This is a genomic window from Streptomyces sp. NPDC001222 (assembly GCF_042896945.1).
Taxonomy (GTDB): Bacteria; Actinomycetota; Actinomycetes; order Streptomycetales; family Streptomycetaceae; genus Streptomyces; species Streptomyces gibsoniae.
On record NZ_JBIAXT010000003.1, the window covers coordinates 139973 to 165303 of the forward strand.

The following is a 25331-nucleotide window of genomic DNA, read 5'->3' on the forward strand; positions in this document are numbered from 1 at the left end:
GACTCCAAGGAGCTGAACCCATGTCCAACCCGGAAGCGGGACAGGCGGCGCCGGTGCGCCGTGTGCTCGCGGTGATCCCCGCGCGCGGCGGCTCCAAGGGTGTGCCCGCGAAGAACCTCGCCCCGGTCGGCGGGGTCCCGCTGGTAGCCCGCGCCGTGCGCGAGTGCCTGGCCGCCCGGCTCGTCACCGACGTCGTGGTCTCCACCGACGACCAGGCGATCGCCGCCGCCGCCCGCGAGGCCGGCGCCGAGGTCGTGCTGCGCCCCGCCGCCATCGCCGGCGACACGGCCACCTCCGAGGACGCCGTCCTGCACGCCATGGACGCCCACGAGACGCTGCACGGTTCGCCCGTGGACGTGGTGCTGCTGGTCCAGTGCACCAGCCCCTTCCTCGTCCGTGAGGACGTCGACGGGGTGGCCGCCGCGGTCGTCGAGAACGGCGCGGACACGGCCCTGACGGTGGCGCCCTTCCACGGCTTCATCTGGCGCGACGCGGCGGACGAGCCCGCCCCCGTGATCGGCTCCCAGCGCACCGGCGAGGTCGGCGGCGCCACCCGGATCGCCAACTCCACGGCCACCGACGGCGGGTACGGCGTCAACCACGACAAGTCCTTCCGGCCGCGCCGCCAGGACCGCCCCCAGGACCTGCTGGAGACCGGCGCCGCGTACGCGATGGACGCCGCCGGGCTGCGCGAGCACCGGCACCGCTTCTTCGGCCGCACCGAACTCGTGCGCACCGACCCGGCCCGCGTGCTGGAGATCGACGACCCGCACGACCTGGCCCGTGCCCGCGCCCTCGCGCCCCACTTCGACGGCGCGCGGCCCGGCGCCCTACCGACCGCCGCCGACATCGACGCGGTCGTACTCGACTTCGACGGCACCCAGACCGACGACAGGGTGCTGATCGACTCCGACGGACACGAGTTCGTCTCCGTGCACCGCGGGGACGGCCTCGGCATCGCCGCGCTGCGCAAGAGCGGTCTGACGATGCTCATCCTGTCCACGGAGCAGAACCCGGTCGTCGCCGCACGGGCCCGGAAGCTCAAGATCCCGGTCCTGCACGGCATCGACCGCAAGGACCTCGCACTGAAGCAGTGGTGCGAGGAGCAGGGCATCGCGCCTGAGCGCGTGCTCTACGTCGGCAACGACGTCAATGACCTCCCGTGCTTCGCCCTCGTCGGCTGGCCCGTGGCGGTCGCGAGCGCCCACGACGTCGTGCGCGGCGCCGCACGCGCGGTCACCACCCTCCCCGGTGGCGACGGCGCCATCCGAGAGATCGCCAGCTGGATCCTCGGCCCCTCTCTCGATTCCCTCACCAAGTAAGGACATCTTCTGCCATGAGCACCAACTCCCGTCTGCGCATGTTCGGTTCGCGTGAGGTCGGCCCGGGCAAGCCCGTCTACGTCTGCGGCGAGATCGGCATCAACCACAACGGTGAGCTGGAGAACGCCTTCAAGCTGATCGACGTGGCCGCCGAGGCCGGCTGCGACGCCGTGAAGTTCCAGAAGCGCACCCCGGAGATCTGCACCCCGCGCGACCAGTGGGACATCGAGCGCGACACCCCCTGGGGCCGGATGACCTACATCGACTACCGCCACCGCGTGGAGTTCGGTGAGGACGAGTACCGTCAGATCGACGAGTACTGCAAGGAGAAGGGCATCGACTGGTTCGCGTCCCCGTGGGACACCGAGGCCGTCGCCTTCCTGGAGAAGTTCGACGTCCCGGCCCACAAGGTCGCCTCCGCGTCCCTGACCGACGACGAGCTGCTGAAGGCGCTGCGCGCCACCGGCCGCGCGATCATCCTCTCCACGGGCATGTCGACCCCGAAGCAGATCCGCCACGCGGTCGAGGTCCTGGGCTCGGACAACATCCTCATGTGCCACGCCACCTCGACCTACCCGGCCAAGGCCGAGGAGCTCAACCTCCGCGTGATCAACACGCTGGAGAAGGAGTACCCGAACGTGCCGATCGGCTACTCCGGCCACGAGACGGGTCTGCAGACCACCCTCGCCGCGGTCGCGCTCGGTGCGACCTTCGTCGAGCGCCACATCACGCTCGACCGCGCCATGTGGGGGTCGGACCAGGCCGCCTCCGTCGAGCCGCAGGGTCTCGTCCGCCTCGTCCGTGACATCCGCACCATCGAGGCCTCCCTCGGTGACGGCGTCAAGAAGGTCTACGACTCCGAGCTCGGCCCGATGAAGAAGCTGCGCCGCGTCGCCGGCGTGGTCGCCGAGGCGGAGATCGCCGCGGCCGCCGGTGAGCCGGTGTCGGTCTGAGCGCCTTACGCGACGGTCACACGCCGATGAGCCCCCGCGCCGGATCCGCCGGCCAGCCCACGCTTGCCTTCGTGGAGAGCCCGGTCCAGCTCCTGAACGTCCTGGAGTGGGCACACGCGCACGCGCTTCGCACACAGGGGAGCGGTGCGTCCGAGCGCGGGGCGGCCATCCCCGCGCAGGGCGGACCCCGGTCCGGCGCGGGGAGCACGGCGGCGACAGGCCCGGGGGCCACCGGTGCGGGGCCTTCGGCCGCGGCGGCTTCGGCGGGCCCGGCGCGCGAGAAGTTCATCCTCGTGGTGCTCTCGCCCACCGACCCGATGACCCGCGGCCAGTTGCGCCGCATGGCGGAACTGGCCCGGGACGAGGGCCACGAGGTCCGCTGGGAGGAAGCCCGGGGCGGCGCGGCGGCGCCGTTCCGGACGGTCGGCGGCCTCACCCCCCTGCTGCGCCGGGCCCGCCGGGTGGTGATGGGGGACCCTTTCTCCCGCTACGTCCAGCTGCTGCTGACCATCACCCGGGCCCGCGAGCTGGTGGTGGTGGACGACGGCACGGCGACCATGGAGTTCGTCGCCCAGCTCGCCCGCGGCGAACGTCTGGTGCGCTGGCACCGCAAGGGTGGCCGTCCCGGCGCCCGTGATCTGCTCTTCGCGCCGGTCTCGGCGGTGGCGCGGCGCAGGCTGACGCCGCGCGCGCGGCGCGCCGTGGAGGTGTTCTCGTCGATGCCGATCGACGAGGCCCCGGCCGGGGTCACGGTCACCGCCAACGACTTCTCCTGGACCCGGTTCCGCTTCGGCCCGCCGCGCCTCACCAAGAGCGCGGACCTGGTGGGCACCTCCCTCGTGGAGACGGGCGTGGTGGACGGCGAACGCTATCTGGAAGCGGTCCGCGGCCTCGTCGCGGCGCACGGCGCACGGCGCTACTTCGCCCACCGCCGCGAGAGCCCCGAGAAACTGCACAGGCTGGCGGTCGAGGTGGGCCTGGAGGTGGTCCGCCCGGATCTCCCCCTGGAACTGATCGCCCGGCGCGGCCCCATCGGCCGTACGATCCTCAGCTTCCCGTCCACGGTCGTCCACACCCTCCCCCTGGCCCTGGTCGGCACGGAGGTGCGGGTGGCGGTGTGCGACATCGACCCGGCCTGGCTGACGGACGGGGCATCCCCCCGCGCCCAGGGCTTTCTGTCGGGGGTGACCGGGACGGCCCGGGACGTGGACAGACTCTCCTCGCTGAGCCCGGCGGACTCGCCGCGCTCGGCGAGTTCGGCGTAGCAAGGCCGGCTGGTCCGGCGCAGGACTGAGGGGCGGGACCGCGACCGTCGGCTGACGGCACGGGGCCTGCCCTTTCTGCTGTGCCCGGCCCATAGGAAACCCTCGGCATCTCCCCAGGCCTTGCACCCAACAGACACGTGCTGTTCTTCGACTCGCCATGGATCACGCGTTGGAGCGACACGATCCGGCCATTGAATCTGCCCCGTGCGACGCCGACGGATCGGCGCGCGAGCAGATTCGTTCCCACAGTGGGGGGTCCACCCGTGGCGGCCACAGCACAGGAGTCCGGCAGACCGGATTCCGACCGATCGGATTCGGACACGTCGGCTTCCGGCAGTTCGGAGTCCGACGGATCCGGATTCGACAGCCCGGAGGGCGAGAACCCGGAGTCCCACAGACCGGGGGACGAGAATCCGGAGTCCCACAGACCGGGGGACGAGAACCCGGCGGACGAGCGTCCGAGGGACGGGAGTCCCGAGCCCGGCAGACCGGGAGTCGAGGCCCCGAAGTCCGACAGCCCGGCCCCCCGCCGGAAGCCCGCGGCCCGTGGCATCGGTGACCGGATCTTCCGCTACCAGCTCACCGCCAGTGGGGTCGTCGTCCTCGCCGTCATGGCCGCGGTCGGACTCTTCCTGCTGCTGAGGGCCTTTCAGGCGCTCCGCGTCACCGGCTTCTCCTTCCTCACCACCGCCCAATGGCAGCCCGACGTCCACCGGTTCGGCATCGCGGCCGTGCTCACCGGCACGCTGCTGATCGCCGCCGTCGCGGTCGTCTTCTCCGTACCGCTCGCCGTCGGCACCGCGCTGTTCATCTCCGACGTGGCCCCGCGCAAGCTTCGCCACACCCTCGTGACGATGGTCGACCTGATGGCGGCCGTACCGTCCGTGGTGTACGGACTGTGGGGACTGTTCTTCCTCCAGCAGCACGTCATCGGGCTCTCGCGCTGGCTCTCCACCTGGTTCGGCTGGATTCCGCTGTTCACGGTGGACGGCGCCCAGCCCGGCGAGCCCCTCGCCACCGACAGCGTGTACACCGCCTCCACCTTCGTCGCCGGCATCGTCGTCGCGCTCATGGTCGCGCCGATCCAGTGCTCGGTGATGCGCGAGGTGTTCGCCCAGGCCCCGGCCGGTGAGCGCGAGGGCGCGTACGCGCTGGGCGCCACCCGGTGGGGGATGATCCGCGCGGTCGTCCTGCCCTACGGCAAGGGCGGCATCATCGGCGGCACGATGCTCGGCCTCGGACGGGCGCTCGGCGAGACCATCGCGGTCTACCTGATCATCTCGCCGGTCTTCGTCATCCAGCCGCACATCCTGCAGACCGGCTCCAACTCGGTCTCCTCACTGATCGCCCTGCACTACGGAGACGCCTCCACCTTCGGCATGTCGGCGCTGATGGCAGCGGGCCTGGCGCTGTTCCTGCTCACCCTGGCGGTCAACTTCACCGCCTCCTCCGTCGTGGCCCGCTCCCGGTCCGGTGCACAGAGCGAGGCCTGAGATGACCGTCGTAGAAATCGAAGCAGGGGCGGCCGAGACCGCCCCGGTCCCGGCGGCCGTCGCCGCCCCGCCGGAGCCCGCCCCCGACCAGCCCCGCCGCATCGGCGGCCCCACCCGTTCGGGCGTCCTGTCCCTGACCGGGGCCGCCGCCGCCGCGGTCTGCGTCACGATCCTGCTGTACGGCGAACTCGCCCAGTTCTCGGGTGCGTTGGGCTTCACCGTCACCGCCTACCTGGCCTTCCTTGCGCTCTACGCGGTGCTGACCGGGCTGGAGGAGGACGGCCAGACCGTACGCGACCGGGTCATGACCGTCGTACTGTGGACGGCCGCCCTGCTGCTGTTCTCGGCGCTCGCCCTCGTCGTCGGCTTCACCGCCTGGCGCGGTCGCGAGGCGCTGCCGCACGGCAACTTCTTCACCGAGGACATGCGGGCTGCGGGCCCGCTCGACCCGATCACCCGCGGTGGCATCACCCACGCGATGCTCGGCACCCTCATCATGATCGCCATCGCCCTGGCGATCACGGTCCCGCTCGGCCTGGCCTGCGCGGTCTATCTCAACCAGATCCCGGGCCGCTTCTCCCGGTTCGTGCGGACCATCGTCGAGGCGATGACCGCGTTGCCATCGATCGTGGCCGGTCTGATGGTGTACGCCACCTGGATCCTCATCCTCGGCATGCCGAAGTCGGGCCTTGCGGCCGCCCTCGCGATCAGCGTGATGATGCTGCCGATCGTGATCCGCGCCGCGGACGTGGTGCTCCGGCTGGTGCCCGGCACGCTGACCGAGGCCGCGGAGGCGCTCGGAGCCCCGCGCTGGCGCACCGTGTGGCACGTCGTCCTGCCGACCGCCCGCTCCGGCCTCGCCACCGCCGTCATCCTCGGTACGGCGCGCGGTATCGGCGAGACCTCGCCCGTGCTGCTCACCGCGGGCTTCACCACGGCGCTCAACGCCGACCCGACGAGCGGGCCGATGATCTCGCTGCCACTCGCCGTCTTCAACTTCGTCAAGTCGCCCGAGCCCGCGATGATCGCCCGCGGATTCGGCGCGGCGGCCGTCCTGATGACCCTGGTCCTGGTGCTCTTCACCATCGCCCGGGTGATCGGCGGCCGCGGCCCCGGGCACCAGAGCCGCCGCCAGGCCCGCCGCACGGCCCGCGCCTCGCGCCGCGATGCCGCCCGCTTCGCCGAACTGCACGCCCCCGGCCTCACGTTGTTCGACGCCACCTCGCCAAACGCCCCGTCCGCCAAGCCTTCCGGGTCCACCACCGAAGAGGACCCCGGACAGAAGCCCGGAGAGACCGACTGATGCGCAGTCACCTGCCCCTTCTTCGCCGCCTGCGCGCGCCGGGGATCCTCGGCGCACTGCTCGCCATGATCGCCGGGCTGCTGGCCGTCCCCCTGACCGCACCGGCCGCCGCCGCCACGTACACCCCGATCGCCGGTGCCGGCTCCACCTGGGCGGAGAACGCCGTCGCCGCCTGGGGCCGCGCCGTCAACCAGTACGGCATGCGGATCGACTACGCCGGCAACGGCTCCTCCGACGGCCGCCGCCAGTTCCTCAGCGGCACCGTCGACTTCGCGGTCTCGGACATCCCGTTCCAGACCCACCCGACCGACGGCTCGGCCGCCGAACGGCCCGCCCCGGGGTCGTACGCCTACATGCCCATCGTGGCCGGCGGCACCGTCTTCATGTACCACCTGACCGCGAACGGCCGGAAGATCACCAACCTGCGGCTCTCCGGCGACGTGGTCACCAAGATCTTCACCGGCGTCGTCAAGACCTGGGACGACCCGGTGATCAAGGCCGACAACCCGGGCCTGCAGCTGCCGCACCGCGCCATCGTCCCCGTGGTCCGCTCGGACGGCTCGGGCTCCACAGCACAGTTCACGATGTGGATGGCCAACCAGCACAAGGGCCTGTGGGAGGACTACTGCCGTCGCGTCGGCCGCGCCGGCGCCTGCGGGCAGACCTCGGACTACCCGACGGTCTCCGGCATGATCGCCCAGTCCGGCGACCTCGGCGTGGCCTCGTACGTGGCCCAGAGCTACGGCGAGGGCGCGATCGGCTACGTCAACTACTCGTACGCGCTCAACGAGCACTATCCCGTCGCCAAGGTCCTCAACCACGCCGGCTACTACACCGAGCCGACCCCGCAGAACGTGGCGGTGTCGCTGCTCAAGGCGAGGATCAACACGAACAAGAGCTCCGCGGACTACCTCACGCAGCAGCTCGACGGCGTCTACAACGACACGGACAAGCGCAACTACCCGCTGTCCAGCTACTCGTACATGATCCTTCCGCTGAAGGTGCAGGGCATCTTCAACAAGGACAAGGGCAGGACGCTCGGCGCGTTCTCGTACTACTTCATGTGCCAGGGCCAGCAGCAGGCACCCAATCTCGGGTACTCACCGCTGCCGATCAACCTGGTCAAGGCGGGCTTCGACCAGATCCGCCGCATCCCGGGCGTGCAGGCGCAGAACATCAACATCCGGGGCTGCAACAACCCGACGTTCACCACCGACGGCCAGAACAGGCTGGCCCAGACCGCGCCCTACCCGGCCGCCTGTGACAAGAAGGGTGCCGCGCCCTGCACGACCGGCAGCGGCGGCGCCAAGTCGGGCGGCGGCTCCGGTGGTTCGGACGGCGGCTCGGGCGGCTCCAGCGGCGGCGGCTCGTCGAACGGCGGCACGTCCGCCGGCACCTCCGGCGGCGGTACGGGTGGCGGTACGGGCGGTGGCGGTACGGGCGGCGGCTCCGGCGGCGGCGGACAGCCGTCCGTCGACCCCGACACCGGCCAGACCCTGGCGCCGAACGGCTCCGCGGGCGGCGGTTCCTCCGTCGGCGGCACCGTGGCCCTCGCCCAGCCGGTCGCGGTGGCCGGGCGGCAGGGCTGGACCAGTACCCAGACGCTGATGCTGCTCGCCGTGATCCTGATTCTCGGGCTGCTGCTCCTCCCGTCCGTCATCTCGCGGCTGATCGCCCCGCGCGCCGGCGAGAGCGGCGACCGTGCCCGCCGGGACATCCACGACGGGAGCGCGCGATGAGACGGCTGCGCAACGCGTTCCTGCGCCTGGTCGCCGGAGCCGCTGTCGGCGCCCTCGCCGGGCTGGCCGTGGCACAGGCGGCACCCGCCGCCACCGCCGCGAACACCACCAACTCCGCCGTGACGGTCTCCGGGCGCGGCGAGTTCAAGGACATGAAGTTCACGGTCGACCAGACCACCCACCTCACCAGCCAGGCGATCACCGTCTCCTGGAGGGGCGGCACCGCCACCACGTTCGCCGGTTCGCAGTTCAACACCGACTTCGTGCAGATCATGCAGTGCTGGGGCGACGACGACGGCACTGTCCCGTCCAACCCGGGCCCGCCGCGCACCCAGTGCGAGTACGGCGCCTCCCCGACCACCGACCGGGGCAGCTGGCCGGGCAACAGCTACGACGACACCCGCCAGGTCTTCTACAGCGCCGACCCCACCAACTACGGCCAGGACAACCGGTACGGGGCGGCCAACCCGAACGCGCCGGGCGAGGTGCCGTTCAAGTCCGTCGACGGCACGACGATCACCACGGGCACCCAGAACAACGCCTTCTTCAACCGCAACACCACCAACGAGGTCGACTTCGCCCGCACCGGCGCCGACGGCTCCGGACGCGAGTACTTCGAGGTACAGACCGCCAACGAGGCCCCGCACCTGGGTTGCGGTGCCCCGGTCAAGCAGAACGGCGTCACCAAGCCGCGCTCGTGCTGGCTGGTGATCGTCCCGCAGGGCCATCTCGACCTGGACGGGAAGCCGTACGCGGACCACAGCCAGGTCAACGCCGGCTCCCCGGTCTCCTCCACCAACTGGAAGAACCGCGTCGCGATCCCGCTGCACTTCAACACGGTCGGCACCAGCTGCGCCCTCGGCGCCAAGGAACGTGCCACCTGGGGCAGCGAACTCGCCGCCGACGCCATGACCAGCTGGCAGGCGGCCCTGTGCCCCAGCGGCACGGTGTACGGCTACACCGAACTGGCCGAACCCGTCGTCCGCAGCCAGCTCACCGACGACGGTTCCTCCGGACTCGCCTTCACCACCCGGGCCCTGGGCTCCGACGAGGGCACGACCGCACCGTCCGACACCACGACCTACGCGCCCGTCGCGCTCTCCGGAGCCGTCATCGGCTTCACCATCGAACGCAGACCCAAGGCCGGAGCGCCGGACAGCGTCAGAAAACTCGCCGGCACGAAGGTCGACTCCATCGACCTCACGCCCCGCCTGGTCGCCAAACTCCTGACCGAGTCGTACCGCAACTCCCCCTGGGGAGCGGTCATGGGCGACAAGGCCGCCGCTGGATACGGGTGGGCGAAGAACAACCCGGCCGGTCTCGCGAGCGATCCCGAATTCATCGCCCTCAACCCCGAGTTCGAGCATCTGTCGGTCTCCGAGACCCCGGCGACCGACACCGACCTGCTCACCTCGGCCGGCCACTCGGACACGGCCCGAGCGCTGTGGCAGTGGGTCCTGTCCGACAAGGACGCCCGCCAGTTCCTCGCCGGGGTGCCCGACGAATGGGGCATGCGCGTCGACCCGTACTACAGCACCAACACGGACCTGAACCCGACCGGCGTCCCCTTCGACCCCTCCCACAGCGACGACTACCCCAGGAACGCACGCTGGTGCACCGTTCCGCCGGGCTCGGACGCCCCGGAGAACAAGCAGCAGTGCATGACGGACTTCCACCCGTACGTGCAGGACATGCACGCCGCCGCCCGGGCGACGAGGCGCGCCGACACCCTGTGGAAGTCGACCTGGGACGCGCTCGCCAACCCGCCCACGTACAAGAGCCCCGGCCCGCAGATCGTCGGTTCACGGTTCGTGATCACGATCACCGACGCCGCCTCCGCCGTCCGCTACGGGCTGCAGACCGCACGGCTGCGCAACGCCGCGGGCAAGTTCACCGCGCCGACCCCGGCGTCGCTGACCGCGGCCGCCGCCGGCGCCTCCGGATCGGGGGTGGCCGAGATCAGCGCGGCCAAGGCCACGGCGAAGGGCGCCTACCCGCTCGCCCAGCTGGTGTACGGGGCCGCACGTCCCGCCAAGCTCGACGCCGCCGCCCGCAAGGACTACGCGGCCCTGCTCAAGTACGCCGCGGGCAACGGCCAGATCAGCGGCGCCGACCCGGGCCGCCTGCCGGCCGGTTACGCCCCGCTGCCCCAGCAGTTGCGCACCCGGACCCTCCACGCGGCCGATGCCCTCGTCCACTACACCGGGCCCTCGTCGCACGACGGCGGCTCCGGGGGCGGATCGAGCGGCGGCAGCGGAGGTTCCGGCGGCTCCGGCGGTACGTCCGGCGGGGGAGTCCCCGGCGGCACGGGCGACGGCGGCGCGGGCGGCGCGGGCGGCGGCGGTGCGGGCGGCACCGGCGCGAGCCCCACGCCCAGCGGCGCGCCCTCGTACGGCGGCGGCAAGGCCCTCCAGACGACAGCCCTCGGCACCACGCCCGCCGACCCCGCGAACGCGCTGCGCTACGCCGTCCCGGTGGGCGCCGCGCTCGGCGCCGCCGCCGCCGTGGGCGCGCCCTTCGCGGGCGGCAGCCGGCTGCGCCTCCCGCTGCGGGTGCCGTTGCCCGGAGGCCGCACGGTGACCGTCGTACCGGCGTTCACGCTGCCGGAGCGGTTGCGGAGGCTGCTGCCGCCAGGCCGGGACTAGCTCCCGGCCCGGAGTGCGAGCCTCGCGGGCCCGCGCTCCCCACAGACGGCCGTCCGCCCCGAAAGGCAGTCGGGGCGGACGGCCCGTACCACCCTGCCAGATCACCCGACGCAATCCCACGCACAACCCTTCAGGAGACTCTCGATGCGCAGCATGCGCTCTACGGCCGCGCTGGTCGCCGCCGCCGTGGTGGCCGGCGGCCTGGCTCTCGCGAGCCCGGCGTCCGCCGACCCCACCCCCGCCGGGACCTTCCGCCAGCTCGTCGGCGTGGGCTCCGACACCACCCAGGACGTGCTCAACGCCCTGGCCGGTGACACCGTCAACGGCAAGAGCTACGCCGACTCCGCCGTGAAGTCGGCGGACGGCGCGGGCATCGCCTCGTACGACGCGATCGAGCCCGGCACCGGCTCCACCACCTCCCACATCCAGACCCGCACGAACGGCCCGTCCTTCCTGCGCCCGAACGGCTCCGGCAAGGGCCGCCTCGCCCTGAGCGAGTCGCTGACCGGCGACAAGTTCCCGGACAGCTCCGGCGTCGGCATCCAGGGCCAGGTCGACTTCGCCCGCTCCTCCAGCGGCCCGAGCACCTCCGGCACCGCGTTCACCTACATCCCGTTCGCCCGGGACGCGGTCGGCGTCGCGGTCAAGGGTTCGGCCCTGGACACGCTGACGGTGGACCAGCTGCACGACATCTACTCCGGCACGCTCACCGCGGTGAACGGCCAGACCGTGCACCCGAAGATCCCGCAGAGCGGCTCCGGCACCCGCAAGTTCTTCCTCTCCGCGATCGGCCTCACCGACGCGACGCTCTCCCCGAACATCCCGACCGTCCAGGAGAACCAGGGCGACGCCGCGCTCACCGAGGACGGCGCGCTCGTCCCGTTCTCCGTGGGCAGCTGGATCGCCCAGAACAACGGGATCTCCCCCGACTTCAGCAAGGACGCGGCCGCGGCCGGCGGCCACCTGGCGGCCGTGCAGCTGCCCGGCGACACCGGCGCCACCAGCCCGGTGACGACGGTCAACGGCAAGCTCACCCCGGTCGGCGGCTACTTCGAGAACGCCACCTTCGGCCGCGACGTCTACAACGTCGTCCCGAGCCGCGCGATCGACCCCACCAGCATCTTCTTCGACAAGGCGCTCTACGACGTCTTCGTCACCAGCGGCAGCCACAGCGCGGAGCTCGCCTCCGACAGCGCCGAGAAGGTCATCGCCGACTTCGGCTTCATGAACGAGTCGTACAACGGCTCGATCAACCCGGCCAAGCACGCCAAGCTCGGCGGCCTGGAGGAGTCGGGCGTCGACGCCTCGATGCCCGCCGCGCCCGCCCTGAAGGCCACCGCCGGTGACGCGAGCCTCAAGCTGACCTGGGCCGCCCCGGCCGCCACCGGCCTGCCGCTCACCGACTACCGTGTCACGCTGACCGGTTCGGACGGCGCCGTCGTGGCCGTCAAGGACCTCCCGGCCGGCACCATGTCGTACACCTTCTCCGGTCTGGCGAACGGCAGCTACACCGCCTCGGTCACCGCCGCGAACCTCAACGGCGCGGGCACCCCCGCCACCTGGTCCGGCTCGGTCAAGTACGCGAGCACCACCAAGGCGGTCACCGCCACCACCGTGTACGGCAAGACCCCGAAGGTCACCGTCACGGTCACCGGCTCGCACGGTGTCGCCCCCACCGGCAAGGTCACGGTGAAGGACGGCAACACCATCCTGGCCACCGGCACCCTGGACGGCTCCGGCAAGGTCACCCTCGGCCTGTCGAACCACCTCAAGGTCGCCACCCACACGCTGAGCGTCTTCTACGGCGGCGCCACCACGCTCAACGCGTCCTCGACGACCGTCTCCCTGAAGATCACCAAGGCGACGCCGTCGGTCTCCACCAGCGCGCCCACCACGGTCAGCCACACCAGCCGCGCCAAGGTCACGGTGAAGGTGACCGCGACCGGCACCACCCCGGGCGGCACGGTCCGCATCTACGAGGGCGCCCGGGTCATCGCCACCGGCACTCTGAGCGGCGGCAAGGTGACCGTCACCCTGCCCAGGCTGAGCCGCGGCAAGCACACCATGCACGCCTTCTACACCGGCTCCTCGACGGTGAACTCGAAGAACGGCGCGAACTTCACCATCAAGTCCAGCTGACCCCACGCGCCCGGGGAGACCGCCGTCGCGGCGGTCTCCCCGGCCGTGACCGAAACCCGAAACCACCCCACGACCAGCGAAGGAGGCGGGCCGCCGTGACCGTCGCCGTACCGACCACGCTCGCACCGGCCGCGCTCCGGACGCGCGTTCGCAGCGTCACCGCCGTCCGTCACCTCGCCCGCGGCGGGCTGCTCAGCCTCGCCGCCCTGCTGCTCGGCATCACCGTCCAGGTGCTGCTGGTCAGCGGGATCCAGGAACACTCCGCGCAGCACGCCGCGTTCGACGAGCTGCGCAGTCAACTCGCCCTGGGCACCGCGCCGGTGGCCCAGACGGACCAGGCGGGCCGACTGCTTGCGCCCGGCACCCCCGTCGCGCTCATCGACATCCCCGCCCTGGACATGAGCCAGGTCGTCCTCGAAGGCACCGACTCCACGGTCCTGACCGACGGCCCCGGGCACCGCCGGGACACCCCCATGCCCGGACAGGCGGGCACCAGCGTGCTGATGGGCCGGGCGGCGGCGTACGGCGGTCCGTTCGGACGGCTGGCCGGCCTCAGCGAGGGCGCCAGGTTCACGGTGGTCACCGGCCAGGGCAAGGCGACCTACCAGGTCCTCGGCGTACGCCGGGCCGGCGATCCGGCGCCCGCCCCCGTGGCCTCGGGCAAGGGCCGGCTGGTGCTGGTCACGGCCACCGGCCCGAAGTACATGCCAAGCGGCGTCCTGCGCGTGGACGCCGACCTGGTCTCCGCGCCCTTCCAGACCCCGGCGGCCGTCATCCGCTCCGGCACCCTGCCGGCCGCCGAGGAGCCGCTGGCCGGCCCCTCCGGGGTGCCGTGGCCGCTGGTGATGTGGCTCCAGGCGCTGCTGCTCGCGTCCGTCGCCGCCGTGTGGGCCTGGCACCGCTGGGGCCGCCACCAGACATGGATCGTCTTCGCCCCCGTCGTCGCGGTGCTGGGCCTCCAGGTCGCCACGCACACCACCGAACTGCTGCCCAACCTGCTGTGACCGCCGCACCGGCCGGCCCGCCACGAACCGAGGTACCCGACGTGACCGACACCCTGACCGAGACCGCCGTCCTGCCGCCCGTAGCCGCGGCTCCCGCCCCCGCGACCCTCGAAGCCCGGGCGGTGTCCGCCTGGTTCGGCAACCACCAGGTGCTGAGCCGGGTGTCGCTGACGATGCCCGCCGGCCGGGTCACGGCGCTGATCGGCCCCTCCGGCTGCGGCAAGTCCACCTTCCTGCGCACGCTCAACCGCATGCACGAGCTGATCCCCGCGGCGGCGTTCGCGGGCGAGGTGCTCTTCGAGGGCGAGGACATCTACGCCCCCGAGCGGCGGCTGACCGACGCCCGGCGCCGGATCGGCATGGTCTTCCAGAAGCCCAACCCGTTCCCCGCCATGTCGATCTACGACAACGTGGTGGCGGGTCTGCGCCTGACCGGCACCCGCGCCGGCCGCCGCACCAAGGACGAACTGGTCGAGGAGTCCCTGACCCGCGCCGGTCTGTGGAAGGAGGTCCGGGACCGCCTGCGCCAGCCCGGCGGCGCGCTCTCCGGCGGCCAGCAGCAGCGTCTGTGCATCGCCCGCGCCCTGGCCGTACGGCCCCAGGTGCTGCTCATGGACGAGCCGTGCTCGGCGCTCGACCCCACCTCCACCCGCCGGGTGGAGGAGACGATCCAGGAACTGGTCGGCCAGGTGACGGTCGTGATCGTCACCCACAACATGCAGCAGGCGGCCCGCGTCTCCGACCAGTGCGCCTTCTTCCTCGCCGAGCAGGGCACGCCCGGCGGCATCGTCGAGCACGGCCCGACCGACAAGATCTTCGGCACCCCGGAGGACCAGCGGACGGCGGACTACGTGGCGGGCCGCTTCGGCTGACGGGCGGGACCGGGGGCCGTGCGGCGGGCGACTTCGGTCGCCCGGTGGACGGCGTCGATGTTGCGGCGGCTGCGGCCGACCGTCGGACCGGCTGACTGCCGGTTCGCGGACCATGCGGCGGTTCGTGGATCATGCGGCGGTTCGCGGGCCATGCGGCGGTTCGCGGACCACGCCGCGGTTCGCGGACCATGCGGCGTACCGCGGATCATGCGGCGGGGCGCGGATCACGCCGCGGACCGCGGACTATGCGGGGTACCGCCGACCATGCGGCGGACCGCGGATCATGCGGCGGGGCGCGGATCACGCCGCGGACCGCGGACTATGCGGGGTACCGCGGACCATGCGGCGGACCGCGGATCATGCGGCGGGGCGCGGACCATGCGGCGGACCGCGGACTATGCGGGGTACCGCGGACCATGCGGCGTACCGCGGACCATGCGGCGGGGCGCGGACCATGCGGCGTACCGCGGACCATGCGGCGGACCGCGGACCATGCGGCGGACCGCGGACCATGCGGCGGACCGCGGACTATGCGGCGTACCGCCGACCATGCGGCGGACCGCGGACCATGCGGCGTACCGCCGACTGAGCCGCGGACCGTGCGGCGGTCCGCGGACCGTGCGTAGGACCGCCGACTATGCGGCGGGCCGCTGCGGACGGGCGGCCGACGGCTTGCGCGCCAGCAGGAAGACCCGGTCCCGCTTCTCGTCCTCGTCCGGGTCGAGCAGCGTACGCGCATGGACGAGCAGACCGGCCTCCGCGAGCTGCCCGGTGATCGTCTCCGGGGCATGCCAGTAGTGGTCCAGCTCGATGCCGTGCCCGAAGCGCTCGGTGAGGCGGGTGCGGTCGTCCGTGCCCGTCCGGAATCCCAGCAGGACCTGGCCGCCGGGCACCAGGATCCGCTGGAACTCGTTGAACACCGTCGACAGATGCCCGGTCGGCACATGGTCGACCACGTCGAGCGCGGCGATGCCGCCCAGCGTCTCCGGCGGCAGATCCAGGGCCGTCACCGTGCCCACATGGAACCGCAGCCCCGGGTGGGCGCGGCGGGCCAGGGTCACCATGCGCGGTGACAGGTCGACGCCGAACACGGGGACGCCGAGGGCGTCCAGCCGCGCCGTGACATGCCCCGGTCCGCAGCCGAGGTCGGCGACGGGGGCGGGGCCGTTGTCCCGTACGAGGTCCGCGAAGGCGGTCACCAGGGCCCGGTCCAGGGGCCGGGTCACCAGGGCGTCGGGCACGTGGGCGGCGTAGTCGGGGGCCATGGCGTCGTACGACGCCCGGGCGGTGCGCAGGAAATCCGGTTCCTCGGCGTTCACGCTCACGCACGCTACCCAGTGGCGCGGGCGCGCCGGGGGCTGCTTCCCAGGGTTCATCCGCTTGTCACCGGGGGAGGGGGAGTCCTTCGCGAAGCCCCGGCGGAGGAGAGAGAGGGGCGGGAGACGGCGGCGCGGCGGGGTACCCGGAGGAGACGGAGGCCCGGCGGAGACGGAGGCCCGGCGGAGTGCCGCAGTCACCGGGGAGAGGAGAGGTCGGCGTGACGCCCCTGGCGGAGGGGAACGGATCGGGCTCTTCGGGCGTTGCCCTGGCGGGACGCTCGGACACGGGAGCGGTCCCGCAGGGATCACCGGGCGCCGTCGGCGGCGCCGGACGGCTCCGCGGTCATCCCCGGCGGACCCGCTCACGGCCTTCCCAAGGATCCCATCGTCCGGAAAGACGGGCGAGTTTACCCATCGTCACCGTCGGCTATGCGACGCGCGGCCCGTTTTTCTTCCCCTGACGGTATGAAGTTTTGTTGATCGTGGGGAGAACGACCGCCCGATCGCCCTACCCTTCAAAGGGTGAACCAATTGATGTCCCGAGAGTCCGAGGCCGATCACCCCGGGGACAGCCTGCTCCCCGGCGCCCTGCCCGAGTTGCTGCGTGCCGAACTCGTGGCCTTCCGCCGCGACCTGCACATGCACCCGGAACTGGGCAACCAGGAGTTCCGCACGACCGCCGCGATCAAGTCCCGCCTGGAGCAGGCCGGACTCGCGCCGCGTGTGCTTCCCGCCGGCACCGGGCTCATCTGTGACATCGGCGAGCCGGACGGCGTACGTCCGATCCTCGCGCTGCGCGGCGACATCGACGCGCTCCCGATCCCCGACACCAAGACCGACTGCGCCTATCGCTCCACCGTGCCCGACCGCGCCCACGCCTGCGGACACGACGTGCACACCACGGTCGTGCTCGGGGCGGGACTCGTCCTCGCCGAGCTGCACCGCGAGGGCAGACTGCCGCGGCCGGTCCGGCTGATCTTCCAGCCCGCCGAGGAGGTCCTCCCGGGCGGCGCCACCGACGTGATCGCCGCCGGTGCGCTCGACGGGGTCGGACGGATCATCGCCGTGCACTGCGACCCGAAGGTGGACGCGGGCCGCATCGGGCTGCGCCACGGCCCCATCACCTCCGCGTGCGACCGGCTGGAGGTCACGCTCGCCGGCGCGGGCGGCCACACCGCGCGCCCGCACCTGACCACCGACCTGGTCACGGCCGTCGCACGGGTCGCGGCGGACGTGCCGGGCCTGGTCGCGCGCCGCGTCGACGCGCGCAGCGGGCTCTCGGTCACCTGGGGGCGCATCGAGTCCGGGCACGCGTGCAACGTCATCCCGCAACACGCCGAGCTGGCCGGGACCGTGCGCTGCCTGGATCTTGAGACCTGGCGGCACGCGCCCGACGTCGTCCATGCGGCGATCGACGAGATCGCGAACCTCTACAAGGCCAAGTCCGAGATCAACTATGTGCGCGGAGTGCCGCCGGTCGTCAACGACACGACCGTCACCGAACTCCTCCACGACGCCATGGCCGCACGCCGCGGTGTCCACTCCGTCGAGGACACCCAGCAGAGCCTCGGTGGCGAGGACTTCTCCTGGTACCTGGAGCATGTGCCCGGCGCCATGGCCCGTCTTGGCGTCCGCCGGCCGGGCGAGCGCACCGTCCGCGACCTCCACCAGGGCGACTTCGACGTGGACGAGCACGCGATCACGGTCGGAGTGGAGCTGTTCACGGCGGCGGCACTGCTGGACGCGGAGCGCTAGACGCAGCGCTGGGCGCCCCACGCTCCTGCGGGGAGCGCCCAGCCTCGCCCGTGGCAGCGCCCTGCTCACCCGCCGGGTGCCCCGCCCGCCCTCCTCCCCGGCCCCCCGATGGCCGAAAGCAGTCGTCCCCTTCATCCCCTTCGCCCGCCTGCGTGACCCGCCCGTAACGGGCGGCGCCGAAACGCGCCCGGATGTCGGCACGAATCGATAACGGCCACGAGAAACCCCGTTCCCCTCCCCTTCTACGCGCGTTACTGTGCGCCGAAATCGCTGCGGTGGCGGCGCATTGGGGAAACGGACCGGTGACGGTGCCGTGGGGATGAAGGGGTGCTTGTTGTGCGTCTGATCTCTCGGAGGACGAGGTTCTCCCAAGCTGCGGTGGCCGTCGCGGTCCTCGCCTTCGCCGCCGCCGGATGCGGCAAGTCCAGCAGCGAGTCCACCGGCAACTCGGGTGGCAAGAACTCGTCCGGCTACTCGGGCAAGGGCATCGGCCTTGCCTACGACATCGGCGGCAAGGGCGACCAGTCCTTCAACGACGCCGCGTTCGCCGGTTTCCAGAAGGCCGAGAAGGAGTTCAAGATCGGCGGCCGGGACGTCGAGCCGAGCGACAACGAGACCGACGCCGACAAGGTGCAGCGTCTGGAGCAGCTCGCGAAGGCCGGCTACAACCCGATCATCGGGGTCGGCTTCGTCTACGCGCCCGCCGTCAAGGAGGTCGCGGCCAAGTACCCGAAGATCACCTTCGGCATCATCGACGACGCCACGGACAAGGCGAGCAACGTCGCCGACATGGTCTTCCACGAGGAGCAGTCCTCGTACCTGGCCGGTGTCGCCGCGGCGAAGGCCACCAAGAAGAACCACATCGGATTCATCGGCGGCGTGGACATCCCGCTCATCCACAAGTTCAGGGCGGGCTTCGTCCAGGGCGCCAAGTCCGTCAACCCGAAGATCAAGATCGAGTCGCAGTATCTGACCCAGACGCCCCAGGAGGGCGGCTTCGCCAGCCCCGACAAGGGCAAGGACGCGGCGAACGGCCAGATCGAGGCGGGCGCCGACGTGCTGTACCAGGCGGCGGGTCTGTCGGGCCAGGGCGTGATCCAGGCCGCCGCCGCGCACAAGGTGTGGGCGATCGGCGTCGACTCCGACCAGTACCAGCAGAGCGCGCTGGCGAAGTACAAGGACTACATCCTCGGCTCGGCCCTGAAGAACGTCGGCGGCGCGGTCTACGACCTGACCAAGTCGGTCGTCGACGGCAAGCCGCTGACCGGCGAGCAGCGCGGCGACCTCAAGTCGGGCGGTGTCGGCTTCGCGGACTCCAACCCGAAGTACCAGGCGATGAAGGACGTCGTCGCGGCGGTCGAGAAGGCCCAGCAGGACATCATCGACGGCAAGGTGACCGTCGCCACGCAGTGACACCGGCGGCCCGGCCCACGGCCTGACGCTCGGACGAACGGAACCCACCCCGTACGCGGGGTGGGTTCCGTTCGTCCGGTCCCCTGAGTCACACTGGGCACATCGGTATCAGTGGCCGAAAACACCCCCTGCACCACACCGGTCGACCCCAGCCCCGCCGGGCTCTGTGGCCCCACCCACACCGGCTTCCTCGCCTCACGCAAGGACCCAGGCGCTCTCCGTAACCTGTCGCTGAGACCGTGGCCACATCTCGATAACGGACCGGACAGAAGGGGTTTTCCGTCTGGTCTACGCGCGTTACGCTGCCGCGGAACCAGCGCCTGGTATGGGCGCTTGCACAAAGGAGTCACGTTCCATGCGCCGGGTGTCCCGTATCGCCGCTGCGGGAGTTGCGACCGCAGCTCTTGCCATCACCGTATCCGCCTGTGGCAGCTCGTCCACCTCGTCCGCCGGTGGTGGCGGCAAGTCCAAGGGCGTAGGCCTTGCGTACGACATCGGCGGCAAGGGTGACCAGTCCTTCAACGACGCCGCGTACGCCGGCTTCCAGAAGGCCGAGAAGGACTTCGGCGTCACCGGCCGGGACGTCGAGCCGCAGGACGGCGAGACGGACGCCGACAAGGCCCAGCGCCTGGAGACGCTCGCGAAGGCGGGTTACAACCCCGTCATCGGCGTCGGCTTCGTCTACGCGCCGGCCGTCAAGGAGGTCGCGGCGAAGTTCCCGAAGGTGACCTTCGGCATCATCGACGACAACGAGATCCACGCGAAGAACGTCACCGACATGGTGTTCCACGAGGAGGAGTCCTCCTACCTCGCCGGTGTCGCCGCCGCCAAGACCACCAAGAAGAACCACATCGGCTTCATCGGCGGCGTGGACATCCCGCTGATCCACAAGTTCGAGGCGGGCTTCGTCCAGGGTGCCCAGTCGGTCAACCCGAAGATCAAGATCGAGACCCAGTTCCTGACGCAGACCCCTCAGGAGGGCGGCTTCGCCAGCCCCGACAAGGGTGAGAGCGCCGCGAACGGCCAGATCGACGCGGGTGCCGACGTGATCTACCACGCCGCGGGCCTCTCCGGTCAGGGCGTCATCAAGGCCGCCGCCACGCACAAGGTGTGGGCGATCGGTGTCGACTCCGACCAGTACAGCCAGAGCGCTCTGGCGTCGTACAAGAACTACATCCTCACCTCCGCCATGAAGAACGTCTCCGGCTCGGTGTACGACCTGGCCAAGTCGGTCATCCAGGACAAGAAGCCGCTGACGGGTGAGATCCGTGGCAGCCTCTCCAACGGTGGCGTCAGCCTGGCCGACTCCAACCCGGTGTTCAAGAACAACGCCGCCCTTCAGGCCGCCCTGAAGAAGGCCGAGCAGGGCATCAAGGACGGCTCGATCAAGGTCAAGACCTCCTGACCCGAGGGTCGCGGCCGACTCGAAAGCATGGCCAAGAAGACGCTGTAGTGGCAGCGTTACGGTCACGAAACGGGGCGCGGGGAGGATGACCGACTAGCGCCCCGTTCGCGCGGCAGAATGCTCGGAACGGATCGAAAATGATCGGATCCGGGCACTATTTAAAGCAGGGGCGCTACGCGCGTAGATGGCCCCTTTCCCAAGGAGAGTGCGCCATCGACGCGTCCAGCAGCCCTCCGCTCACCGCACCGTCCACCACCGCGGTCGAGCTGGCGGGGATCACCAAACGATTCCCCGGTGTCGTCGCCAACCACGACATCCACCTGACCGTCCGCAAGGGCACCGTGCACGCCCTCGTCGGCGAGAACGGCGCCGGCAAGTCGACGCTGATGAAGATCCTCTACGGCATGCAGAAGCCGGACGAGGGGACGATCACCGTCGGCGGCGAGCAGGTGACCTTCAACAGCCCCGGTGACGCCATCGCGCGCGGCATCGGCATGGTCCACCAGCACTTCATGCTCGCCGACAACCTCACGGTCCTGGAGAACGTGGTCCTCGGCAGCGAGAAGCTGTACGGCATCGGCGCCGGCGCCCGTAAGAAGATCAAGGAGATCTCCGAGCGCTACGGCCTCGGCGTACGCCCCGACGTCCTGGTCGAGGACCTGGGTGTCGCCGACCGCCAGCGCGTCGAGATCCTCAAGGTCCTCTACCGCGGCGCCAAGACCCTCATCCTCGACGAGCCGACCGCCGTGCTCGTGCCGCAGGAGGTCGACGCACTCTTCGACAACCTGCGCGAGCTGAAGTCCGAGGGCCTGTCCGTCATCTTCATCTCCCACAAGCTGGGCGAGGTCCTGTCGGTCGCCGACGACATCACCGTCATAAGGCGCGGCACGACGGTCGGAACCGCCGTGCCGTCCGAGACGACCCCCCGCCAGCTCGCCGAGCTGATGGTCGGCAGCGAGCTGCCCACCCCGGAGACCGCCGAGTCGACCGTGACGGACCGGCCGGTGATCGAGGTCAAGGCCCTCACCATCCGCGCGGGCGGTGGCCCCTCGCTCGGCGAGCTCGCCGAGCCCGCCTCCACCGGCCTGCTCACCGAGACGACGGCCGAGAGCGCCGCGGGTGTCCGCCGCGTCCTCGACGAGATCACCTTCACCATCCACGCCGGTGAGGTCATGGGAATCGCCGGTGTCGAGGGCAACGGCCAGACCGAGCTGATCGAGGCGCTGATCGGCCTGAAGAGCGCCGACTCCGGTTCCATCGCCTTCCTCGGCGACGACATCACCGGCTGGCCCACCCGCAAGCGCCGCGAGCAGGGCGTCGGCTACATCCCGGAGGACCGCCACCGCCACGGCCTTCTCCTCGAAGCCCCGCTGTGGGAGAACCGCATCCTCGGCCATGTCACCGAGCGTCCCAACGCCAAGGGCTTCTGGCTCGACCCCAAGGGCGCCCAGGAGGACACCCGGCGGATCGTCAAGGAGTACGACGTCCGCACGCCCGGCATCGACGTCACCGCCGCCTCCCTCTCCGGCGGCAACCAGCAGAAGCTGATCGTCGGCCGCGAGATGAGCCACGCGCCGAAGTTCCTGATCGCCGCCCACCCCACCCGCGGTGTGGACGTCGGCGCGCAGGCCGCGATCTGGGACCACATCCGCGCGGCCCGCCGCGAGGGCCTGGCCGTGCTGCTGATCTCCGCCGACCTGGACGAGCTGATCGGCCTCTCCGACACTCTGCGGGTGATCTACAACGGCCGGCTGGTCGCCGACGCCGACCCCGCCACCATCACTCCGGAGGAACTGGGCTCGGCCATGACGGGTGCCGCGTCCGGTCATCTGGAACACGTAGATAACGCCACTGAAGGCGACGCAGACGCCGGCCCGGAGGACGACGCCCGATGAAGAAGTTCGACAAGGAGCGGGTGCTCCTCGCGGTGGCCGGCCCGGTCATCGCGCTCGTCTCGGCGATCCTGCTCACCTCGGTCGTGCTGATCGCCTCGGGCAAGAGCCCGTTCGAGCCGTACCGGCTGATGATCGAGCAGGCGACGTACTCCGACGTCCAGGTGCTCATCCTCAACCAGGCGTCGATGTACTACCTGGCGGCGCTCGCGGTGGCCATCGGCTTCCGCATGAACCTGTTCAACATCGGCGTCGACGGCCAGTACCGCCTCGCCGCGATGATGACCGCCGTCGTCGGCGCGCACCTCGCGCTGCCGTCCTTCCTGCAGATCCCGGTGCTCATGCTGGTCGCCATGTTCACCGGCGCCTTCTGGTCCGGTATCGCGGGCCTGCTGAAGACCACCCGGGGTGTGAGCGAGGTCGTCGCGACGATCATGCTCAACGCCATCGCCACCAGCCTCATCGGCTACCTCACCCTCTCCAACGTGTGGGGCGTGCAGGTCGGCAACAACATGACGACCGGCATCATGAAGAAGTCCGGCTGGTTCCCGGGCATCAACATGGGCTCCGACGTCGGCGAGATCTACGGCCTGGTCTTCCTCGCGGTCATCGCGGGCGTCCTGTACTGGCTCGTCCTCAACCGCACCCGCTTCGGCTTCGACCTGCGCGCCACCGGCGCCTCCGAGACCGCCGCCGCGGCCTCCGGTGTCGACGCCAAGCGGATGGTCCTCACCGCGATGCTGATCTCCGGCGCGGTCGCGGGCCTGTCCGGCCTGCCGCTGCTGCTCGGCGACGCCCACACCTACAGCCTGAGCTTCCCGACGGGCCTCGGCTTCACCGGCATCACCATCGCCCTGCTCGGTCGCAACAACCCGGCCGGCATCGCCGTCGCCGCGCTGCTGATCGCCTTCCTGGACAAGGCGTCCCCCGCCCTCGACTACGCGACCCCGGTGGCGTACGAGAAGGAGATCGCCACGATCATGCAGGGCCTGATCGTCTTCGCGGTCGTCATCTCGTACGAGGCCGTACGCCAGTGGGGCCTGCGCCGCCAGCAGAAGCGGGTGGGCGCGGAGCTGGCCGCCCAGGCCGACAACAACTCGCACAAGAAGGAGGTGGCTGCCTGATGACCACCGCGACCGTCGCCAAGCCGAAGGCGCAGCAGCCCGGCAAGGGCAGCCGCCGAATGTCACTCCCGGTACTCCTGCTGATCATCGCCGGTGTACTGGTCCTCACCTCGGTCGTCCGCCTGATCACGGGCGCGGACGGCATCACCTCGACCGGTCAGATGTCCACGGCACTGCGCCTGGCCGTCCCGATCGGTCTCGCGGGCCTCGGCGGCCTGTGGGCCGAGCGCTCCGGCGTCGTCAACATCGGCCTCGAGGGCATGATGATCCTCGGCACCTGGTTCGGTGCCTGGGCCGGCTACCAGTGGGGCCCGTGGGTCGGTGTCGTCTTCGGCATCATCGGTGGTGCGCTCGGCGCCGTCCTGCACGCCATCGCCACCGTCACCTTCAACGTGAACCACATCGTCTCCGGTGTGGCGATCAACATCCTGGCCCTCGGCACCACCCGCTACCTCTCGAAGTTCACCTTCGAGAACGCGCCCCAGGGCTCGTCCAAGCAGTCCCCGCCGATCGACTCGCTCGGCACGTTCGACATCCCGGGCCTGTCCAGCGCTCTGGACACGCTCAACCAGAAGCACTGGTTCCTGGTCTCCGACATCGCGGGCCTGATCGGCGGTCTGGTCACCGACCTGTCCCCGCTCACCGTGATCGCGGTGGCCCTGGTCCCCTTCACCTGGTGGGCCCTGTGGCGCACGGCCTTCGGTCTGCGGCTGCGCTCCTGCGGTGAGAACCCGGTGGCGGCGGAGTCCCTCGGCGTCAACGTGTACAAGTACAAGTACATCGCCGTGATCATCTCCGGTGGCTTCGCGGGCCTCGGCGGCGCGTTCCTGTCGATCGTGGCGTCCAACGTGTACCTGGACGGCCAGACCGCCGGCCGCGGCTACATCGGTCTCGCCGCGATGATCTTCGGTAACTGGATGCCGGGCGGCCTCGCCCTCGGCGCGGGCCTGTTCGGCTACACCGACAGCCTGAACCTGCGCGGCGGCACCACCAACGTGCACGCCCTGATCCTGCTGCTGGGCATTCTGGTGGTGGTCGGCGCGGCCTACCTCGCCTGGAGGAAGCGGTACGTCCCCGCGGTCATCACCGCCGTGGCCGCGGCGCTGCTCTTCGTCTGGTACTCCACCACGAGCGACGTCCCCGCGCAGCTCGTGACCGCGACCCCGTACCTCGTCACGCTGCTGGTCCTGTCGCTGTCCGCGCAGAGCCTGCGGATGCCGAAGGCGGACGGTATGCCGTACCGGAAGGGACAGGGCAAGTGACCCCGCCCGCCACGGTCGACTGGGAAGCCCTGCGAGAGCAGGCGCGCACGGCGATGGCCCGGGCGTACGCCCCCTACTCGGGCTACCCGGTCGGTGCCGCGGCGCTGGTCGACGACGGACGTGTCGTCACCGGCTGTAATGTCGAGAACGCCTCCTACGGCCTCGGCCTGTGCGCGGAGTGCGGACTCGTCTCCCAGTTGCAGAACACCGGGGGCGGCCGGCTGACGCACTTCACGTGTGTCGACGGCAACGCCGACATCCTCGTGCCGTGCGGCCGCTGCCGTCAGCTGCTGTACGAGTTCGGCGGCCCGGATCTGCTCCTGGAGACCCCGGCGGGCATCCTGCCGCTGTCGGAGATGCTTCCCCAGGCGTTCGGCCCGGACCATCTCACCAAGTAACTCCCGTGCGGCCCCCCGAGTCGGACCC

The 25331-nt window shown here is 71.1% G+C and carries 18 protein-coding genes; 17 read left to right on the forward strand and 1 reads right to left on the reverse strand.

Annotated elements, in window-relative coordinates:
• Positions 1 to 20 precede the first annotated feature (20 nt).
• The 10 genes from ACFY2Z_RS06340 to pstB all read left to right on the forward strand — a co-directional run bounded on the left by ACFY2Z_RS06340 (position 21) and on the right by pstB (position 14735).
• The gene (locus tag ACFY2Z_RS06340; RefSeq protein ID WP_390743014.1) at positions 21 to 1322 is read left to right on the forward strand and encodes a cytidylyltransferase domain-containing protein; all 1302 of its coding nucleotides are present in this window, start codon (positions 21 to 23) and stop codon (positions 1320 to 1322) included.
• 14 nt (positions 1323 to 1336) lie between these two features.
• Complete coding sequence (locus tag ACFY2Z_RS06345) at positions 1337 to 2275, forward strand: N-acetylneuraminate synthase family protein (RefSeq protein WP_311698231.1); 939 nt, start codon at positions 1337 to 1339, stop codon at positions 2273 to 2275.
• Positions 2276 to 2301: 26 nt separating this feature from the next.
• Positions 2302 to 3540, forward strand: a complete 1239-nt coding sequence (locus ACFY2Z_RS06350; protein ID WP_390743015.1) for a hypothetical protein — start codon at positions 2302 to 2304, stop codon at positions 3538 to 3540.
• 263 nt (positions 3541 to 3803) lie between these two features.
• Entirely contained in the window at positions 3804 to 5033 is a 1230-nt protein-coding gene (gene pstC, locus ACFY2Z_RS06355; RefSeq protein WP_390743016.1) for a phosphate ABC transporter permease subunit PstC, read from the forward strand.
• Between the two features lies 1 nt (position 5034).
• Complete coding sequence (pstA, locus tag ACFY2Z_RS06360) at positions 5035 to 6336, forward strand: phosphate ABC transporter permease PstA (RefSeq protein ID WP_390743017.1); 1302 nt, start codon at positions 5035 to 5037, stop codon at positions 6334 to 6336.
• The gene (gene pstS / locus ACFY2Z_RS06365) at positions 6336 to 8075 is read left to right on the forward strand and encodes a phosphate ABC transporter substrate-binding protein PstS (protein ID WP_390743018.1); all 1740 of its coding nucleotides are present in this window, start codon (positions 6336 to 6338) and stop codon (positions 8073 to 8075) included. The genes pstA and pstS overlap by 1 nt, the downstream gene beginning before the upstream one ends.
• Complete coding sequence (locus ACFY2Z_RS06370; RefSeq protein WP_390743019.1) at positions 8072 to 10720, forward strand: hypothetical protein; 2649 nt, start codon at positions 8072 to 8074, stop codon at positions 10718 to 10720. The genes pstS and ACFY2Z_RS06370 overlap by 4 nt, the downstream gene beginning before the upstream one ends.
• 144 nt (positions 10721 to 10864) lie before the next feature.
• A complete protein-coding gene (locus ACFY2Z_RS06375) occupies positions 10865 to 12859 on the forward strand; it encodes an Ig-like domain repeat protein (protein ID WP_390743020.1) in 1995 nt (664 codons plus the stop codon).
• Positions 12860 to 12954: 95 nt separating this feature from the next.
• Complete coding sequence (locus tag ACFY2Z_RS06380) at positions 12955 to 13863, forward strand: sortase (protein WP_390743021.1); 909 nt, start codon at positions 12955 to 12957, stop codon at positions 13861 to 13863.
• A gap of 71 nt (positions 13864 to 13934) precedes the next feature.
• Positions 13935 to 14735: a phosphate ABC transporter ATP-binding protein PstB gene (gene pstB / locus ACFY2Z_RS06385; RefSeq protein WP_390743227.1), complete on the forward strand. Its 801-nt coding sequence runs from the start codon at positions 13935 to 13937 to the stop codon at positions 14733 to 14735.
• Positions 14736 to 15370: 635 nt separating this feature from the next.
• Here pstB and ACFY2Z_RS06390 read toward each other — a convergent pair.
• Complete coding sequence (locus ACFY2Z_RS06390) at positions 15371 to 16054, reverse strand: class I SAM-dependent DNA methyltransferase (RefSeq protein ID WP_390743022.1); 684 nt, start codon at positions 16052 to 16054, stop codon at positions 15371 to 15373.
• A gap of 534 nt (positions 16055 to 16588) precedes the next feature.
• Between ACFY2Z_RS06390 and ACFY2Z_RS06395 the strand changes: the two genes are divergently transcribed.
• From ACFY2Z_RS06395 to ACFY2Z_RS06425, 7 genes are all read left to right on the forward strand, one after another.
• Positions 16589 to 17809, forward strand: a complete 1221-nt coding sequence (locus ACFY2Z_RS06395) for an amidohydrolase (RefSeq protein ID WP_390743023.1) — start codon at positions 16589 to 16591, stop codon at positions 17807 to 17809.
• Positions 17810 to 18187: 378 nt separating this feature from the next.
• Complete coding sequence (locus ACFY2Z_RS06400) at positions 18188 to 19222, forward strand: BMP family protein (RefSeq protein WP_390743024.1); 1035 nt, start codon at positions 18188 to 18190, stop codon at positions 19220 to 19222.
• Between the two features lie 355 nt (positions 19223 to 19577).
• Positions 19578 to 20627, forward strand: coding sequence for a BMP family protein (locus tag ACFY2Z_RS06405; RefSeq protein WP_390743025.1), 1050 nt, complete (start codon positions 19578 to 19580; stop codon positions 20625 to 20627).
• Between the two features lie 137 nt (positions 20628 to 20764).
• Complete coding sequence (locus ACFY2Z_RS06410; protein WP_390743026.1) at positions 20765 to 22522, forward strand: ABC transporter ATP-binding protein; 1758 nt, start codon at positions 20765 to 20767, stop codon at positions 22520 to 22522.
• Positions 22519 to 23643 carry an ABC transporter permease gene (locus ACFY2Z_RS06415; protein ID WP_390743027.1) on the forward strand — a complete coding sequence of 375 codons (1125 nt, stop codon included), beginning with the start codon at positions 22519 to 22521 and terminating at the stop codon, positions 23641 to 23643. Before ACFY2Z_RS06410 ends, ACFY2Z_RS06415 begins: the two co-directional genes overlap by 4 nt.
• Positions 23643 to 24905 carry an ABC transporter permease gene (locus ACFY2Z_RS06420; RefSeq protein ID WP_390743028.1) on the forward strand — a complete coding sequence of 421 codons (1263 nt, stop codon included), beginning with the start codon at positions 23643 to 23645 and terminating at the stop codon, positions 24903 to 24905. The genes ACFY2Z_RS06415 and ACFY2Z_RS06420 overlap by 1 nt, the downstream gene beginning before the upstream one ends.
• On the forward strand, positions 24902 to 25303 hold the full coding sequence (locus tag ACFY2Z_RS06425) for a cytidine deaminase (protein WP_390743029.1): 402 nt from the start codon (positions 24902 to 24904) through the stop codon (positions 25301 to 25303). Before ACFY2Z_RS06420 ends, ACFY2Z_RS06425 begins: the two co-directional genes overlap by 4 nt.
• Positions 25304 to 25331: the final 28 nt, after the last annotated feature.